The organism is Flavobacteriales bacterium (assembly GCA_013001705.1).
GTDB lineage: Bacteria > Bacteroidota > Bacteroidia > Flavobacteriales_D > JABDKJ01 > JABDLZ01.
In genome coordinates, this window is record JABDLZ010000148.1 from 1 (window position 1) to 17244 (window position 17244).

The following is a 17244-nucleotide window of genomic DNA, read 5'->3' on the forward strand; positions in this document are numbered from 1 at the left end:
TGGATCTGGAGCATCGAGCAAGGTCTTGACCACCTTACCGCTTCTATCCCGAATGACTGTTCTGCGCGGAATTTCCATTGAACTATAGGCATCGATCAGGTATTTCCCCGTATCGGAGACCTTGACACGGTGAAGCCCAGACTCGGGAGTAATACGGGTCATGGATGAACCGTCCAAAGGCACTAGATAGGCCACAGTCTCAATTGGTGAGCCCGTCCCAAGCACGATCAACTCCTGGCTCTCTTCATCATAGTGAAGAACACGTTGTATCACATGTTCGCCACGAGTCACTTGACCGAGTAGCTGCCCTTTTTTGTCATAGTGATAGATGTGGTTATAGCCATCCCTCTCTGAGAACCAAAGGAATTCCCCTTTGGTGCCAGGAAGCATGTATGCACCTTGCTCGGGTTCTACATAGGCATCGTCCTTTTCCTCGAATAGGATTTGGGCCAGCTCACCGGTGGAGACATTATATCTGGCCAATTTGAAGTTGTTCTGAGAACGGTCCAGATGCCCTACAAGTATCGATTTCCCATCCAAGGCCCATGTAATAGAGGTCAGGTATTGATCGGGTTCTCCTTCAGTGGCGAGTTCAATGACTTGATTCTTCTTCAAGTCGAATACCTTGAGCTTCACGATCTCACTACCTTGCCCGGCCATCGGATATCTAACAGGGGCTTCTTGCGCTGGGATGGTGGTATAATCCATTAAAGCATACTCAGAGACAGGACGTTCGTCCTTTTCATAGAATGCGAGTTTCTGCCCATCGGGTGACCAGAACAATCCTTTATCGATGCCGAATTCCCAGCGCGACACAGCCTGCCCATGTGTGATTCCTTCGGGAGGATCGGTGATCGGTATGGTATCGTTGCTCTTGTCGCTGATGTACACCCTATTGCCTACTGTACCAGCTAAATTGGTGTGCTGTGGTGAGAGTTCTCTATTCTGGACCACACGGCTGCATGATATACGTTTTGCAACCACTTTCCATTGTGTATTGTACTCCCAGTACTGCCCTTTGAACGAGAACAGTACCCGTTCAGAATCTATCCAGATAAATGGAGGAATCTCTTCGGGTTGGACAAAACCGGCATTCAAAAAAGCGTCCCGTATCTTCTCAAGGTCGAATAGCACCTCATCTGGTCGATCATCGGTGAATCCACGCACGATCAACGCTTCTCTGCCTTCCCCTTTTCGATACGAGTAGGTATCGCTATCTGGAATCCATTCCAGATCCGCTACACGCTCAGGAGCAAAAGTGGAGTAAGCGCCAGTCACGGCTTCTTCTATGGTCAAGACATCTTGGGCGAGAACAGAAGTAGATAATAGAATACCTACGGCCCATGCGCAATTAGATATAGATCTTCTCATGGCGACCAAAGATATCAAAAGGCATACCAGCGAAAATTCGTGCTAGGATGAGCGGTATCCACCGTATCACACATTCGGTCTAAGATGTACTTTTACCTTTTGAATAATCAGAACTCAGCAGCATGCCTAAAAAATCCATACTGGACAAGAAATCCCTCCAATTCTTCGAAAATTACATCAACAACCCCTCCCCTACGGGTTTTGAGAGTGAAGGTCAGAAATTGTGGCTGGACTATATGAAAGCTTACAGCGATGATTATTTGGTGGATACGTATGGGTCGGTAGCTGCCATCATCAACCCGGGCAAAGACTATAAAGTAGTTATAGAAGCGCATGCAGATGAGATCTCATGGTTCGTACACTACATCACCAAGGATGGATTCATCTATCTCAAGCGAAATGGAGGTAGTGATCACCAGATCGCCCCATCCAAGCGTGTGGATATCCATACGGACAAGGGAATTGTAAAGGCCGTGTTCGGATGGCCTGCTATCCATACACGTAAAGCCGGTAAAGAAGAGCCACCCAAGCTCGAGAATATATTCTTGGACTGTGGCGCTACGAGCAAAGAAGAAGTAGAGAAACTCGGCATACATGTAGGCTGTGTGGTGACCTACGAGGATGAATACATGATGCTCAATAAGACATACCACGTAGGTCGTGCCATGGACAACCGGGCAGGCGGGTTCATGATCAGTCAGGTCGCACGCTTGATCAAAGAGAACAAGGACAAGATACCCTTCAGCCTATATGTGGTGAATTCAGTGCAAGAAGAGATAGGCCTCCGGGGCGCTGAGATGATCTCACGCACCATTTCTCCTGACGTGGCCATTGTCACCGATGTATGCCACGACACCAATACTCCTATGATCAAAAAGGTAGAGCAAGGTGATCTGGCCTGTGGAGATGGCCCTGTGCTGAGCTATGCACCCGCTGTGCAGAACAATCTACTTAAGCACATCGTCTCCCAAGCTGAGAAGCACAAGATTCCTTTCCAGAGATTGGCTGCCAGTCGATCAACGGGTACAGATACAGATGCATTTGCCTACTCAGGTACGGGTGTGGCGTCAGCCTTGATCTCCCTTCCTCTGAGATATATGCATACCACCGTGGAGATGGTCCACAAGGATGATGTGGAGAACGTCATACGTCTGATCTATCACGCGGTGAAAGGAATCAAGAACAAACAGGATTTCCGATACTTCAAATGATCTTCAGCATGCGTGCAGCTTTTCATATCTTATCTCTGATTATTGTCCTAATACTCCTACCAGGTTGCTATGAACCTGATACCCCTAGCTTGGAAGAAGTACAGGGATTTGTAGAGCAATCCTGTGAAGATGGAGTATTGAGCGGTGGCGAGACCGATGTAGACTGCGGTGGCCCATGCCCTCCCTGTGAGACCTGTGACGATGGAATATTGAATCAAGGAGAGACCTTGGTCGATTGTGGCGGACCCTGCCCTCCTTGCTGATATCAGATTGTCAGACTGCGGTTCATCGTACCATTAGAGGCCTACTGTATCGCTGGACCCCAATGGTCAGATCGACCACGTAAGCTCCCGGATTCAATCTGGAGGCATCGATGAAGTACTTCTGTTCTCCGAATCCCACACTTCCTTGATGGATGACCTCTACGGTCCTACCAAGCATATCTTTCAAAGTAAGATCGATGTTCTCAGAAGAGGGCATATCCAATTTAATGATCGTGATCGCATTGGCTGGATTGGGATACACTTCAGCGATCGGTGAGACCTCCTGAAGTTCCTCGATACCAACAGAACTATCTAGAATATTGAAGGTCCAATGACCTTCTGGAGCAACGATGGGACGCATTTGTTGTTTGCCAGATGTTGCATCGGCATCGATGTAATACTGCACCTGCGCTCCGACTGCTTGCGCGGGTATGTAGGCCGTCCAGATATCATTGGTCGCGTCAGTCAAGGTCATGGGCTGCGAGGTCCAATCGGAACCATCCACTCTATACACTACATCGGCTGAGGCGATTCCGGAAACATGCTTCACCGTAGCATCTACTTGATAATCCAGAACATCCTCATAGGTGTCCTCCAGATGATCATGCACGATCAGTAGAGGATCGGACACTCCGACCGCTTTGGTGATACAGTGGATCGCTCCGCTCAGCTCGATGATATCATTGCACTCGATACCTACCACATTATACCCTGGCAATTCATTCTGGATGATCTCCAATGCTGGTTGATCATACTGAGCTTCATAGGTAGGAACGAGCACGGTCCCATTCACAAATACCATATTGGTGTAGGTGCGATAGGCACCATTGGTATTTGGATAGGCATTCCCGTCTGGTGGCATCTGCACACGTACGATTTCATAAGGTGTACCGAAAGAAGAGTCGAAGTTCTCCAGTACATATTCCATATTGGCCTCTATCTGGGGCCCATCGGCCACACCTGCAGGGTATTCTCCTATGATAAGGGTCTCTTCATCAAGCAGTTTCATATGCATGTCGATGTGGTGGATACCGTCATAAGGTAGGACATCCATCTTGATATATCGGTCGATTCCCATGAAGTCCTCCATGATGGCATCGATCTCGTCTTCTGTATGATCGGGATATTGCGCTCCCCACCAGGTATTCCCTCCTTCGTTCTCCTCGAAGATCAATTCCGAACTGAAAGCCGTACCCATACCATCGGCCATGAAATTACCTCCAGTGGCCATGAGGTCATAGGGAGATTGTGTAGTAGCATACACAGGTAATCCTAGATGTTGTCCGATTGTCAATGGCACATTATCATCAGCCGGTCTATTGCGGTTGTAGATCCAATCTACGAGCAGTAGTTCTTCTACATCATCGCGATAGATGGTGTGCGCCCCATAGTCCCTACCCCATATGGAATCGAAGTCATCTTCGATGATCGTGATATTGTCAAGGTTATCGAATGGAGGTCCACCTGCATTGTTAGAATTCAGATAATTGATCACCGAGCTTTCCGAACTGGCGATGATGATCACCTCACATTCTTCTTTGGCATAGAATGCGATCTGCTTCAATATCCGATTGAATCCGGCCCAAGTGATGACGAGTGATTGTATCTCTTCCCACTCAGCCATGGTACGCACAGGGAAAGATGGAGGTGTGGTGATCTCCAAGCCTAAAGCACTTCGATAATCTTCTCCTTTGTCAGTAATCAATTCCCAAGGTGCGTGGTCATTGGGAAGTACATCACTCTGAGCATTGAGCTGAGGAGCGATCAAGGTGAGGGTGAAAAGTGCGATCAGTAGTTTTCTCATTATGCAGTGGAGATTGAAAAACGCGACAAATATACGTGTGCCATATCCTATGGATGGCTACTTAATGGTCAATGGCTCAGAATCCTATCCAGCAGCTTATTCAGCGCTTCAGGCTCTATGGTATGCGCACCTTTGAACTCCATGTGGCTCATGGAAAGGCCGGCTTGAGTGAACGGTTGACGATGTGCATTGAGCCGCTCATCATCGATATACGGATCATCCGTACCCAGCACAGAGTGAAAATCCACTTCTGACCAGAAGGATGCATCTGCCGATAGATCCACGTCATGTGGAAACATACCCGCCCAAAGGATGAGGTCGCTCACCGACCGAGCGGTGTGTTGTATCCATCTGCCTGCAGTAGCAGCACCTTGCGAGAATCCAAGCACGATGATGCGCTTGTCCCTGCCTTCAAGCACTTGATCCATCACATGATCCAGGTATACGCAGTAGTTCTGGATATCTATAGCGCGGGCCTCTTTGGTCATCCAAGACGCTCCCACCCGGCCTTCATTGCCCGAGAGGTAGAATCGATGCAGTCCTTCTGGCACTACTACATGAATTCCATGGCCAACAGCCGAATCGAATTTTCGTAGGAAGTACCGAGCCAATTGACCATATCCATGTAGACAGAGTAGGATGGCCTGACTGTCTTCTACAGAAGTACCTAATGTGTAGTACCGGGCTTGTAAGGGAATTTGTACGAAGCCCTCATGCTCTGAGGGATCGGCCTCATTTCTTGATGAACTCATCGATGGATGAGTCATAGGTCAGGTAATAGGTGCTCTTACGCAGATTGGAAACACTGACTGATTTGCCGAATCCCCTCTTAGCGATCTGACCGTAGCGATTGTAAATCTCAAATGCTGTTTCATCGCTGAAGGTTATCTGATCGCGCTTCTTGTCATAGCGATAGGTCACCTCGTCTTTAGGACTTTCGAAGGAGACCGGCTCACTTGCCCTGACTTTTCCGCTAAAGCTCTTCTGGATGACCCGAATGCGATTCTCCCCTGAGATCGGGACCAATTTGAATTGATAGACATTCTCATTCGAAGTACCCTCTCCTTGTACCTCACCCAGATTGACCCACTTGTTCCATTTGAACTGTTGGACAACGAATGGAAGAGCTCCTTGCTCATTGATCGTGGACCACTCGAGGAGGCCATCATCAGATACTGTGATGTCTTTGACTTCGAAGGTCGGCATGGGTTCCAAGGCCTCTGGATTGAGCACACGGGGTTCACAACCGTCCTTGTGCTTGATGCGCACTTCTATCTCATCACCCAGCTCGAATCCATATTGAGAAAGGTCTATCTCAAAGGCATCTGAATTGACCTCATCTGTAGAGATATCACCATTCACCAACACTTCGAACACACAGAATCCCACTCCTGCTGACGATTGACCGTTGAGTACGAATAGATTCCTGAGTTGATACTTGCCTTCTACCACGATAACACCGGCAGTAAGATGCCCAGTAAAGAGCACAGCTGCACAAATGAGGAGGATATGACGGATCTTCATTACAGAGTTTTAGTCAAAGAACAAATATATATAATCGACCAAGTGATGCTATGACTGCCCATCTGGCTATCTACAGCTTTGTCAACAATCGGTCCAGTTCTATCTGCGATGCCCTCATGAGTATGGGAAAAAAGATCAAGAACTCCGCTTCCAAACGAGAATGATTCTTCCGTAGATACTGCCCTGCAAGATGAATGGAGTTGGGTCTGAGCACCCGTCTCGAGAGCCCAGAGAATGCCCTTTCGATATTGTCGAGATATCGATAGTTCATCAACCAATTCCCTTCTTTCATGGCCAGATAGAATCGCTTCTGATGCTCAGGAAATATGTCGAGTGACCGGTCTGCATGCTTATAGAATTCATCTAGATAGGTGGAGATATCCTGCTCGGAATAGTTGTCCCAGTGCAGTGCCAGAAAATGGTCGTGCAGCATATCCTGGACCACGGCCGAATATTTCCCAAAATGAGGATATAGTGCCTTTCGTGCTTCCAGGTTCACCGGATGCGTATCGGCCATGTCATCAATGAATCTATGCAACCTGAGACCTACCGTGATGAGCGGTGGATATTTCTCGGTGATCCTTCCTTTCACCCCATCGCCTATGAAGTTGCCTATGGCGATGTTCATGTCATCACCTGATAGTAATATGTGGGCCAGATAGTTCAAGTCATCATCCGCTCAGCGAGCCAGAATACCTTTCGTCATTGGTCGCTGGATGGTGGGCATAGTTAAGGAATATCTTTGCTCGTGTGGGTATAACACCGACCAGACGGAAATACTATTGGCAATCGCAATTGGCCGGTTGGACCATCTATTCACTGATGTTGACGGTGTGGAACTACATCGGCAGTGGACTAGGGGTCTCTCTGGCACTCAAACTCTTTTTCCTGATCATAGGTCTAGGGGTCGGCTTATCCCATCTCTTCCGATTGCTGATTATCAATCGGGGCTGGCTGACCATGCGTTTAGAGGCCATCATTCCCCGGGTCATATTGGGCAGCCTGCTCTTCGGAGTGGTATATGCGCTGCTTTTGGCCAGTATCTTGGACCTGTTCTTTGATAACGTAGGTCCGGTTTTGACAGGAGACTCGGCCGATCTCCTTACCCTCTTCGTCACGTTCACCATTCTCTTCCTCCTATGGGCAACTGGCTATTTTGCTTACCACTACCTGCGCAATTACGAATTGGAGGAGATCAAGAATCTCCGATTGGAATCCAGTCAACGAGAATTGGAGTTGACCAACTTGAAGTCCCAACTCAATCCACATTTCATCTTCAATGCGATGAACTCCATCCGTGCTTTGGTTGACGAAGAACCCGCACAGGCCAAGAGTGCTGTGACCAAGCTTTCCAATATCCTACGGAGCTCGTTGATGGCCGGTAGGCAGAATCTGGTGACAATCCGCGATGAATTGAATCTGGTCAAGGACCACCTTGACCTGGAAGAGATACGCTACGAGGAACGACTCAAAGTCACCTATGAAGTGGATGAACGCTTGCTGGACCTCAAGATACCCCCGATGATGATCCAGATGCTGGTAGAAAATGCCATAAAACATGGGATTTCCAGACTCCAAGAAGGTGGGACATTGCACATCGAGATACGAGAGTCGGATAATAAGATCATTGTGTCTGTAGAGAACTCCGGAGACCTAGGCTCCAAGAAAAGAGGGACCGGTATCGGCCTGGAGAACCTCAAGCGCAGGCTCAATATCCTGTACAAAGACGAAGCTTCATTCCTTATCCAACAAAAACCAGAGAAGAAGGTCAAGGCCACCTTGACACTTCCTAAGACCCATAGCATATGAGAACGATAGTCATAGATGATGAACGATTGGCCCGCAAAGAGTTGATCAGTCTGCTGAAGCAATATGTCCACATCGATGTGATCTCAGAATCATCCAATGCAGATGACGCTAAAAAGAAGATAGAATCACTTAGACCCGACCTGATATTCCTCGACATTCAGATGCCCGAAAAGGATGGCTTCCAATTGCTTGCAGAACTGGAATACGTGCCCAAGGTGATCTTTGTGACTGCATACGATGAATATGCGCTCAAAGCCTTCGAGGTAAGTGCGCTGGACTATCTGTTGAAGCCCGTAGAACCACAGCGTTTGGAAGAGACCCTGAAACGCTTGGATTCGACCAACGATCAAGAGACGACCGATGATAGTCTCACTCGCAAGTCCCGGCTCGGTCAAGACGACCAGATCTTCTTGAAGGATGGGGACAGATGTTGGTTCGTCACCTTATCAGAGGTCTCCAAATTCCAATCAGAAGGCAACTACGTGAGAGTGTTCTTCAAGAACCAGAAACCAATGATCCTGCGGTCCCTCAATAATCTGGAGACCACTTTGGATGCGCGTACCTTCTTCAGGGCAAATAGGAAATACATCATCAATCTGAAATGGATCGATAAGGTGGAATCCTGGTTCAACGGAGGGCTGATGGTCACTCTTAAAGACGGGACTGAAGTAGAGGTATCCCGGAGACAGGCTGCAAAATTCAAAGAGACGATGAGTCTCTGATACTATCTTCGCAGCCTTTTCAATCCAGAAGCGCTACCATGCAGAAAATCAATACCGCACTCATCATCATCGCCCTGCTCATCTCAGGTTATCTCTTGGTCGATAGGATGAAAGGAAGTACGGCCGAAGACCCTACCCAAGAAGTATCAGTCGAACCCATTGAAGAAGGTGAGACATTGCCTGGAGAAGGTAAGATCGCCTACATCAACATTGACAGTATCAACATCAATTTCACCTATCTGGATGACAAGCTGAAAGTCCTTAAAGAGGAGACCAGCCGCTCAGAAAGGAGAATGGCCAATAGGATGAGAAAAGCAGAGGAAGAGTATATGAAGCTCCAGGAAGAGGCCAGATATATGACTCCCAGTCAGATGCAAGAAGCAGAGCAAAAGATCCAACAGAGCCAGATGGACCTACAGGCCTATCAAGAGAAATTGACCTCAGACCTCATCAAGCTGGAGACTGAGATACAAGAAGACCTCAACGAGCGCATCATGGGAGTGGTGGAGGACATCAATGCCAAATATGGCTATGACTACATTCTCGCTAAATCTGCCGGAGGAGGCATATTGATCGGCAATGAATCCTATGAGATCACACAGGAAGTGATCGAGATGCTGAATCAGCGCTATGCGGAGGAACTCGCAGCTGAGAAATCAGAAGGCACGGAATAACGGCCGATCTCAGAATCCGATCAAATACAATTTCTCGGTGGCCCGAGTCACAGCTGTGTAGAGCCATTTCCAGAATTCCCTATCCATCATCTCATCGGTCAGATATCCCCGATCGACAAAGACCACTGGCCACTGTCCGCCTTGTGCCTTGTGGCAGGTGACTGCATAGCCGAATTTGATCTGTAGCGCATTGTACCAAGGATCCTTCTGCATTTTTTCTTGAAGCGAACTAGGGCCACCTTCGAATGCATGGTCGGATTTGACAGCTGCGTACAGCTTGCTCATCTTATCCTCGGACATGGATGATGATTTCTCCTCCAAGGTGTCGAGCAGCGCCATGGCCTCCATGGTCGGCTCATCGGGATAATCCATGAAATCGAGACCCAATCGGGCGAATTCCATTTCATAAAGCTGCCTCTGTTCCTTGACATACAGTACCTCCGCCAAATCACCATTGGCAATGAATGGCATGTTCCCTTCTTCTTGGGTCCAGAGATAATTGTTGCGGACGATCATGACTAGGTCCCCACCTCCTATCCGGTCATCCAATTGCAATACCTGTTGACGTATCTGCTGATTGTATTGATTGGCCGATCGATTGGATCTACATATCACCCGGACCTGCTCTACACCATAATGGCTGTAACATGACTCTAATTCATCGGCTAGATCCCTCGGGTCTAGGTGGAATACTTCTGGACCCTTGGAATAGTTCAAGGTCAAATTTTTGTCTTCTGTATCGAACACCCTCATCCTCACCGCAGTGGCCAGACTGAGAATGGCACTCTGCGCGTCCTGTCTGACTATGTCGATCATCGTACATCCCGCGATGGTCAGGTCATAGTCGCTCCGCATCGTGTCCACATCCATTGCCGGACTCTGGTCCAAGCCTACAGGAGGTAACTGCGCATCATCCCCTAGCAGGACCAGTTTGCAACCTGGCCCTGAGAAAACATAGGCCATGAGGTCATCCAGAAGACCATTATAGACCACTCCTTTGTCATTGCCGAGCATAGAAGCCTCATCAACGATGAACAGTACATTCTCCCGCTTATTGGGTGCCAAGCTGAAATGTGACCTCCCGGATGCATCCACATTCCGCCTATAGATGTGACGATGGATGGTACTGCTGAATCTACCTGTGTATTGTGACAGCACCTTAGCTGCCCTGCCTGTGGGAGCAAGGAGCACCGCCTCGCTCCCCATAGAGGTCAAGTGCTTGACCAATGAACGCATCAATGTAGTCTTACCTGTCCCAGCATAGCCTTTTATCAGTAAAGCACATCGTGGTCGCTGACTCGAGAGAAGCCGGGCGAGGGCATAGATGGCTTGGGATTGTGATCCAGTGGGTTCGAAATCCAGGAAATCGACCAATGATCGCTGATGGATCTCCGTTGATATCAAGGATGGATGCGCTGGCATGAGGGCTGAAATATACATTGACACAGACCTCTGATCTACGATATGGTTATAGAAACAAAATCTTAGCTTTGTCCGTCTGACAAGGATAATTCAACGCATGGATACTATCTTCAAAGCTCTTGGTAAATACTGGTTCCCAGCTATTTGTATCATCGCAGGAATTGCGCTGCTCATCATGGCCTCTGGACCGAATCCTCAACCCTCTGAGGTCATCTTGGGAGCGGTGACCATATTCTTGGTCGGTGTGATCTCCCTACTCTTCCTCATGGACGTCATCAAAAAGCCTATCCGCATCGCATTGACGGCTGTTTTTGCCTTGGCCTCGATCTACTTCATCATGGCCAATAGCAACTCCATCTCCAGTGAGATAGAGATGATGGAAATGAAGCAATTGAACAAAGCCAAGACAATACAGGCTCTAAAAGATGTACGAAGTGCCCAGGAAGCTTATCGCGCTGTGCATGGAGTCTACACTCAGGACCTCGATGGCTTGGTAGCATTTGTGAAGAATGATAGCGTGCCGAAGGTCAAGAAGATCGGTGCCATTCCTGATAGTGTAGGTACGGAGGAAAAGGCCTTGGAATTGGGTCTGATCCAAAAGATGCCTGAGGGAATGACCGATGAAGAGGTGATTGCTTCGGGAATGATCGTAAGGGATACCATACAGATTCCCGTCATGGAGGATAAATTCACAAATGAGATCGCCATGAAATCGAGGAAATTCCCATTGGATCTAGAAAAGCTGAAATATGCCCCTAGCTCCGGAGAACCGTGGGAAGTCAAGGCCGGAATGGCCAATTTGGGAGGGGTGGAACAACCTGTATTGGAAGTCACCGACCCGGACCCATTCATGGCTCCCAAGAGTGAAGCATTGAAAATAGGTAGTATGGAAGATGCTCACTTGAATGGTAACTGGAAAGAAGACTGATCTCGACCGATATCTCGAGCATCTGGACCATCCAGCGACCGTACATCTCGGTATCCTGCTCCAAGCTACGTCCTACACCCTCTGTTTCTCGACCATTGATCGCGATGCCGAGATGCACATCTATCGGGAATCCCTTTCTGATTCCCGATTGAACGAACGTTTCTCGACCATAGGCAAGGACTTCGGTTCGGTGACGGTCTACTCTAGCTCCAAAGAAGTCACTCTGGTCCCTGATGGTCTTTTCGATCCAAGCAGGAAAGAAGAATACCTGACACTCATCTTTGGACAAGGAAGACGCAAAGTAGCCTCTACGCATATTGAGAATCTGGACCTTCATTCGATCTACAGTTTGGAGGATGAGGTATACCAAGAACTGATGGGATTCTTTCCTCAGATCAAGGTCAAACATGCCTCGGATCCTGTATTGACCCAAGCCTGGGTCAATCAGTCCTTTTCCAGTGACCATCTTTTCAGGTTGCACGTGCTCGATCAACAACTCTTCGCTATGGTCTTCAAGGGCAAGGAACTACGCTTGTTCAACGTATTCGACATACCGGATGATACCGACCTGGTCTATCATACACTCAACATCATACATGGCATGCGCGTGGACCACGCGCAGGCAGTAATCGTCATCAGCGGTGAATGCAGCGATTCAGATTCTGGACACAAGCTTTTGAAGACCTACTGCCCTCGCTTGCAATACCTATCTGGACCAGTGGACAGTCAAGGAATAGGTGAATTCAGTTTGACCCACTATCGCTATTGCGAATCATAGGCGGTAAATACCGAGGCAAGAAGCTCCCGGTCTCATCCAAACTGGACCTGAGACCCACCACTGATTTTGCCAAAGAGAGCCTCTTCAACCTTGTTCAGAACAAGATCGATCTAGAGGGTGTCTCCTTTGTGGATCTGTTCTCCGGTACTGGCAATATCAGTTTTGAATTGATGAGTCGCGGAGCAGATAGAGGAATCATGGTGGATATCAGTCTCTCCAGTTTCAAGTATCGGGAGAAGGTCCTGCGATCCTTTGACTTCAAAAATGTACGGAATTTGAAATCCGATGTCCTGAAATTCTTGCGTAATCAAGATCGTCAGTATGATCTGATCTTTGCTGACCCCCCCTATAACTACCCCCACCATGAGCGTATTATCGAAGATGTCTTCCAGCATCAACTGTTGAAAGCCGATGGTCTTCTGATCATAGAACACCCTCAGGAGTATACCTTTGAGAAGATGCCACACTTCATTGAGCACAGGAGATATGGCAGGGTCAATTTCTCATTCTTCAAACCTTGAATCATGCGTATAGCAGTTTTCCCAGGATCATTCGACCCATTCACACGAGGGCATGAGTCGGTCGTGCGCAGAGCCTGTGGCCTATTTGACAGGATTGTCATAGGAGTAGGCACTAATACGACCAAGAAATACTATTTCGACCTGGACAAGAGGAAGTCGATGATCGAGCAGGTGTTCAAAGAACTGGAACAAGTGCAGGTGCAGAGCTTCGATGGCCTTACCGTGGATTTCTGCAGAGAAGTCGGGGCCCAATTCATACTTCGCGGTCTTAGAGATGGGAAGGATTTCTTTTACGAGAACAGTATAGCCGTGATGAATCAGAACATGGCGCCTGAAGTAGAGACGGTCTTCCTTCTCACATCGCCTACCACTGCAGGCATCTCTTCCACAATATTGAGAGAGATACTCCGTAATAACGGGGACATACGTCCCTTCATCCCGGAAGGCATGAAGATTGATTAACTCTGAGCATGTCGTTTTCCATACGTAGTATATCCATCCTGATCCAACTGGTGCTGGCACTCCACATGGGTGCTGCTGTGATCCATGGACAGGCTCCTGATATGGCAGGTGAGCGAATCGTCCTCTATACATATGCAGATCAGGTGAGCGAGTTGCTGGAGAAGCAAGACGAGACCGTTGTGGATTCAGATGGGAATTTCAAGTTGACTGCAGATATCTCCTCTATCCGATTGGCCAGATTAACGGTGGATTTCACCATGGCCCACCTCTACTTGGAACCAGACGGAAGCTACGTGATCGAATATCCCGCTCCACCAACAGATGCGCCCAGAAGATTTGGAAAAGAAGCCGAGACCGAGGTCATCTTCACCGATCTCTCACCCGATGACATCAATTCCGATATCATCGATTTCAATGTGAATTATGATCTATTCTTCCAAAAGAATTATGAGCTCCTCAGAAGATTATTCTCTCCTCGGGATCAAGCAGTACAAAGTGACTCCAACGCAGTAAGAACTTTACAGGGCATCCACCCGAGCAGGTTGCTATTCAATAAGGTCAAAGCTTTCCGTTCCACTATGGATAGTATCTATGCTGAAGGGGATGATCCTTATTTTGCCTTGTATCGAAATGCCGTCATCGGCCAACTCATGTTGAATGGGAATTCGGACCTGACACCCAGACAGTTCTTTCAAGAATTCATCGAACCGCATCCGGTGGCCATTCATCATCCTGAACACATTGCATTGCTCAGGGAATTCTACAAGTATTATTTGGTCAAGAACACGGATTCTTTTGGAGAAGAGAAGTTGGATAGCGCCATCAACATCAATGGATCCTATACAGAGCTTTCCGCCATCATGGAAGCAGACGATTTTGTCGCTCGCACACCGTTGCGCGAACTCGTGATGTGTCTAGCACTGGAAGAGATATGGAATGGCAGCTTGAATCGGACGATGGGAATACAGATACTGGAGCATATTGCAGAACAAGGTGCGAGCGAAGAAAGTCGAACAATAGCTAGGAATCTCATAGCGAAGTTGAGTAGCAGGGCAGAGGGATTGCCTATAATGGATTTCGAGTTCACCGATCAATTCAACGAAGTCCATCGTATCTCCGACCTGAAAGGGCGTCCGATACTCATCGGATTCGATGCCACTTGGTGCACCCGGTGCAAAGAGGAACAGGCGACCCTCCAAACCTTTCTGGGAGAGTACGCACGAGATATCCATCACATACAATTCTTGATACACGATGGACCAGAGCCAAGAGATGACAGGCCTTTACTGCGGTCAAGCTTACAGGCCACTGAGGATATCTACAGTCCACTCATCCGGCAATTGGGCATCGTCAATCTTCCATTCTTTATCTTGGTAGATGAGAATGGAGTCGTGGTCAAGGATCAAATACCCTTGCCAAGTGAAGGGCTCGAAGCACAATTACATAGAATCACGACCGAAGATCCGGTGACCCGATCCAGACCCATCGGGTCCAAAGAGAATTGATCATGTGCATGGTGCAGTTGTTGTGGTAAAGGCATTTGATAAAGTATGGAACAAAAGGAATCTATTAGCGTAATGAGAGTCATGGACATACAACGAGTAACATCCCTTCTGATCTTCTTCCTATGTTTTACGAGTATTGGTATGCAGGGGCAGACGACCGAAGCATCGGCTCAATTGGAGAGCTTTAATTCCCTGGTCTATCATATCGAGGAACTCTACGTAGATTCTGTCGACCGTGAAGCACTTGTGCGAGATGCCATCATCGGTATGTTAGAGGAATTGGACCCACACAGCACCTATATCCCTAAAGAGGAACTCAAGGCCATGAACGAACCTCTGAAAGGCAACTTCGATGGGGTAGGTATTCAGTTCAACATCTTGGAGGATACCATTTTCGTGGTCTCTCCGATCACTGGAGGCCCTTCAGAGAAAGTAGGTATCCAGGCGGGTGACCGTATCATCAGTGTAGAAGATGAGAATGTAGCGGGGATGGGTATCAAGAACAGTGATGTACAACGCCTACTGAAAGGACCCAGAGGTACTGAGGTCAGTGTGGGTGTAGTACGCAGGGGTGTAAATGAAGTGATCGATTTTACCATCACCAGGGACAAGATTCCTATCTACAGTGTGGTGGCATCCTATATGGCGGATCCAGAGACCGGATACATAAAGATCAGCCGATTTGCTGCTACCACCATCTCAGAGTTCAGAAGAGCATTGAGCGAGTTGAAAGCTCAAGGAATGGAAAATCTGATCCTGGACCTTCAAGGCAATGGAGGTGGATATCTACGTACGGCCATCGAGATTGCTGACGAGTTCCTGAGTGATGATCAACTCATCGTATTCACTGAAGGAAGGTCTTTCCCCAAGAATGAGACCTACGCATCGGCCCGAGGAGAATTCGAAAAAGGGAAACTGGCTGTACTCATCGATGAAGGAAGTGCCTCAGCGAGTGAGATCGTATCCGGTGCCATTCAGGATTGGGATCGAGGAGTGATAATCGGCAGACGCTCATTCGGTAAAGGACTGGTGCAGAAACCGGTCGGGCTACCTGATGGCAGTGCGGTGAGATTGACCACGCAGAAGTATTTCACCCCTTCTGGCAGATGTATTCAGAAACCGTATGAAGAAGGAGTAGATGCCTACCGGGACGAACGTAGGGACAGATTGGAAAAAGGAGAACTTACTGACCAATCTATGCTCAACATCAATGATTCACTTCAGTTCTTCACCAAACTCAATAAGCGTAAGGTGTATGGCGGTGGAGGAATAATCCCGGACATATTCATACCTCTGGATACCACTATGGGTTCGGATTACTATTATGACGTGGTACGAAAAGGTGTCATGAATCAATTCGTTCTGAACTATGTCAACGACAATCGTGATGGTCTCAGCGAGAACTACAACACCGCCTCCGAGTTGCGAGAAGGATTGGAGTTGTCAGATGATTTCATGCAAGGATTATTCGACAAGGCAGAAAAAGAAGGTATCGAATACAATGAAGAGGAGTATCAGCAAGCCAAGGATCTCTTCGACACACGTTTGAAGGCATTGGTTGCTAGGAATCTATTCGATATCGAGGCATTCTATGAGGTGATCAACCCTATCCTACCCGCTTACCAAAAAGCGATGGAGGTCATGACAGATGACACGTTCAAGCGCTTGAATCTGGCTCAGAATAACTGAGTAACATGGCAATCCATGATTTCATAATTTTACACCCTGAAAAAAATCTAAGTATACAATGAGCAACAATCTGAAAATCGGTCTGATGGGAATCATAGCCGCAGCCCTCGTGGTCAACGGTTATTTCCTTTGGAAGAATTCAAGTTCTACCACACCTGAACGTGCTGGTGTAGTGAATAAGAAAGAGGTAGCCTCGGCTGACTCGAAGAAGAAGAACCAGTTCAATGCAGCCCCAGGTACCGAAAAGAACTTCACTGTAGAGAAGTCTGTAGAGCCTGTGGTGGATCAGAATGACCCTAAGACGGGCATCACTTTTGCGCAGATGGAACATGATTTCGGACAGATCGAGCAGAATACCGAGAATGAATACATTTTCAAGTTCACCAACTCCGGGACCAATCCCTTGATTATCTATAAGGCAAAAGGATCATGTGGTTGTACCGTTCCCGAGTATCCGAAGGATCCTATTCCTCCCGGTGAAGAAGGTGAGATCAAAGTGGTATACAAGCCTGGAAAACAGAAGAACAAGCAGACCAAGTATGTGACGGTAACAGCCAATAC

General features: G+C 47.9%; 18 protein-coding genes. 12 read left to right on the top strand and 6 right to left on the bottom strand.

Going from position 1 to position 17244, the window contains the following annotated elements:
* Window positions 1-1371: hypothetical protein (locus tag HKN79_06105; protein ID NNC83131.1), on the bottom strand; the 1371-nt coding region annotated here is incomplete at its 3' end.
* Window positions 1372-1493: 122 nt separating this feature from the next.
* On the opposite strand from HKN79_06105, the gene HKN79_06110 reads away from it, so the two are divergent.
* Window positions 1494-2582 carry a M42 family metallopeptidase gene (locus tag HKN79_06110; GenBank protein NNC83132.1) on the top strand — a complete coding sequence of 363 codons (1089 nt, stop codon included), beginning with the start codon at window positions 1494-1496 and terminating at the stop codon, window positions 2580-2582.
* Between the two features lie 89 nt (window positions 2583-2671).
* Window positions 2672-2845, top strand: coding sequence for a hypothetical protein (locus HKN79_06115; GenBank protein NNC83133.1), 174 nt, complete (start codon window positions 2672-2674; stop codon window positions 2843-2845).
* Between the two features lie 22 nt (window positions 2846-2867).
* Here the strand turns inward: HKN79_06115 and HKN79_06120 are convergent, their stop codons facing one another.
* From HKN79_06120 to HKN79_06135, 4 genes are all read right to left on the bottom strand, one after another.
* Entirely contained in the window at window positions 2868-4649 is a 1782-nt protein-coding gene (locus tag HKN79_06120; protein ID NNC83134.1) for a T9SS type A sorting domain-containing protein, read from the bottom strand.
* A gap of 68 nt (window positions 4650-4717) precedes the next feature.
* Complete coding sequence (locus HKN79_06125) at window positions 4718-5401, bottom strand: alpha/beta fold hydrolase (protein NNC83135.1); 684 nt, start codon at window positions 5399-5401, stop codon at window positions 4718-4720.
* Window positions 5382-6173 carry a hypothetical protein gene (locus tag HKN79_06130; protein NNC83136.1) on the bottom strand — a complete coding sequence of 264 codons (792 nt, stop codon included), beginning with the start codon at window positions 6171-6173 and terminating at the stop codon, window positions 5382-5384. The genes HKN79_06125 and HKN79_06130 overlap by 20 nt, the downstream gene beginning before the upstream one ends.
* Before the next feature lie 70 nt (window positions 6174-6243).
* Window positions 6244-6801 (bottom strand): DUF479 domain-containing protein, encoded by a 558-nt coding sequence (locus tag HKN79_06135; protein NNC83137.1) that lies wholly within the window; start codon window positions 6799-6801, stop codon window positions 6244-6246.
* A 122-nt stretch (window positions 6802-6923) separates the two neighbouring features.
* On the opposite strand from HKN79_06135, the gene HKN79_06140 reads away from it, so the two are divergent.
* The 3 genes from HKN79_06140 to HKN79_06150 are packed head-to-tail and all read left to right on the top strand — an operon-like array spanning window position 6924 to window position 9378.
* Window positions 6924-7982, top strand: a complete 1059-nt coding sequence (locus HKN79_06140) for a histidine kinase (GenBank protein ID NNC83138.1) — start codon at window positions 6924-6926, stop codon at window positions 7980-7982.
* Window positions 7979-8704: a response regulator gene (locus tag HKN79_06145; protein NNC83139.1), complete on the top strand. Its 726-nt coding sequence runs from the start codon at window positions 7979-7981 to the stop codon at window positions 8702-8704. Before HKN79_06140 ends, HKN79_06145 begins: the two co-directional genes overlap by 4 nt.
* 38 nt (window positions 8705-8742) lie before the next feature.
* Window positions 8743-9378: an OmpH family outer membrane protein gene (locus HKN79_06150; protein NNC83140.1), complete on the top strand. Its 636-nt coding sequence runs from the start codon at window positions 8743-8745 to the stop codon at window positions 9376-9378.
* Between the two features lie 9 nt (window positions 9379-9387).
* Here the strand turns inward: HKN79_06150 and HKN79_06155 are convergent, their stop codons facing one another.
* The gene (locus HKN79_06155; protein NNC83141.1) at window positions 9388-10800 is read right to left on the bottom strand and encodes an AAA family ATPase; all 1413 of its coding nucleotides are present in this window, start codon (window positions 10798-10800) and stop codon (window positions 9388-9390) included.
* A 97-nt stretch (window positions 10801-10897) separates the two neighbouring features.
* On the opposite strand from HKN79_06155, the gene HKN79_06160 reads away from it, so the two are divergent.
* From HKN79_06160 to HKN79_06190, 7 genes are all read left to right on the top strand, one after another.
* Window positions 10898-11728 (top strand): hypothetical protein, encoded by an 831-nt coding sequence (locus tag HKN79_06160; GenBank protein ID NNC83142.1) that lies wholly within the window; start codon window positions 10898-10900, stop codon window positions 11726-11728.
* Window positions 11706-12506 carry a DUF3822 family protein gene (locus HKN79_06165; GenBank protein ID NNC83143.1) on the top strand — a complete coding sequence of 267 codons (801 nt, stop codon included), beginning with the start codon at window positions 11706-11708 and terminating at the stop codon, window positions 12504-12506. Before HKN79_06160 ends, HKN79_06165 begins: the two co-directional genes overlap by 23 nt.
* Window positions 12494-13027, top strand: coding sequence for a 16S rRNA (guanine(966)-N(2))-methyltransferase RsmD (rsmD, locus tag HKN79_06170; protein NNC83144.1), 534 nt, complete (start codon window positions 12494-12496; stop codon window positions 13025-13027). The genes HKN79_06165 and rsmD overlap by 13 nt, the downstream gene beginning before the upstream one ends.
* A gap of 3 nt (window positions 13028-13030) precedes the next feature.
* Complete coding sequence (gene coaD / locus HKN79_06175) at window positions 13031-13489, top strand: pantetheine-phosphate adenylyltransferase (protein ID NNC83145.1); 459 nt, start codon at window positions 13031-13033, stop codon at window positions 13487-13489.
* 8 nt (window positions 13490-13497) lie between these two features.
* On the top strand, window positions 13498-14994 hold the full coding sequence (locus HKN79_06180; protein NNC83146.1) for a TlpA family protein disulfide reductase: 1497 nt from the start codon (window positions 13498-13500) through the stop codon (window positions 14992-14994).
* Between the two features lie 81 nt (window positions 14995-15075).
* Complete coding sequence (locus tag HKN79_06185) at window positions 15076-16683, top strand: S41 family peptidase (protein ID NNC83147.1); 1608 nt, start codon at window positions 15076-15078, stop codon at window positions 16681-16683.
* A gap of 322 nt (window positions 16684-17005) precedes the next feature.
* Window positions 17006-17244: DUF1573 domain-containing protein (locus HKN79_06190; protein NNC83148.1), on the top strand; the 239-nt coding region annotated here is incomplete at its 3' end.

Bases quoted from the DNA above. Each gene is read 5' to 3' on its own strand.
- HKN79_06145 (NNC83139.1), top strand. From the start codon at position 7,979: ATGAGAACGATAGTCATAGATGATGAACGATTGGCCCGCAAAGAGTTG.
- HKN79_06165 (NNC83143.1), top strand. From the start codon at position 11,706: ATGGTAACTGGAAAGAAGACTGATCTCGACCGATATCTCGAGCATCTG.
- HKN79_06155 (NNC83141.1), bottom strand. From the start codon at position 10,800: ATGCCAGCGCATCCATCCTTGATATCAACGGAGATCCATCAGCGATCA.
- HKN79_06185 (NNC83147.1), top strand. From the start codon at position 15,076: ATGGACATACAACGAGTAACATCCCTTCTGATCTTCTTCCTATGTTTT.
- coaD (NNC83145.1), top strand. From the start codon at position 13,031: ATGCGTATAGCAGTTTTCCCAGGATCATTCGACCCATTCACACGAGGG.
- HKN79_06135 (NNC83137.1), bottom strand. From the start codon at position 6,801: ATGAACATCGCCATAGGCAACTTCATAGGCGATGGGGTGAAAGGAAGG.
- HKN79_06110 (NNC83132.1), top strand. From the start codon at position 1,494: ATGCCTAAAAAATCCATACTGGACAAGAAATCCCTCCAATTCTTCGAA.
- HKN79_06125 (NNC83135.1), bottom strand. From the start codon at position 5,401: ATGAGTTCATCAAGAAATGAGGCCGATCCCTCAGAGCATGAGGGCTTC.
- HKN79_06160 (NNC83142.1), top strand. From the start codon at position 10,898: ATGGATACTATCTTCAAAGCTCTTGGTAAATACTGGTTCCCAGCTATT.
- HKN79_06150 (NNC83140.1), top strand. From the start codon at position 8,743: ATGCAGAAAATCAATACCGCACTCATCATCATCGCCCTGCTCATCTCA.
- HKN79_06120 (NNC83134.1), bottom strand. From the start codon at position 4,649: ATGAGAAAACTACTGATCGCACTTTTCACCCTCACCTTGATCGCTCCT.
- HKN79_06180 (NNC83146.1), top strand. From the start codon at position 13,498: ATGTCGTTTTCCATACGTAGTATATCCATCCTGATCCAACTGGTGCTG.
- HKN79_06130 (NNC83136.1), bottom strand. From the start codon at position 6,173: ATGAAGATCCGTCATATCCTCCTCATTTGTGCAGCTGTGCTCTTTACT.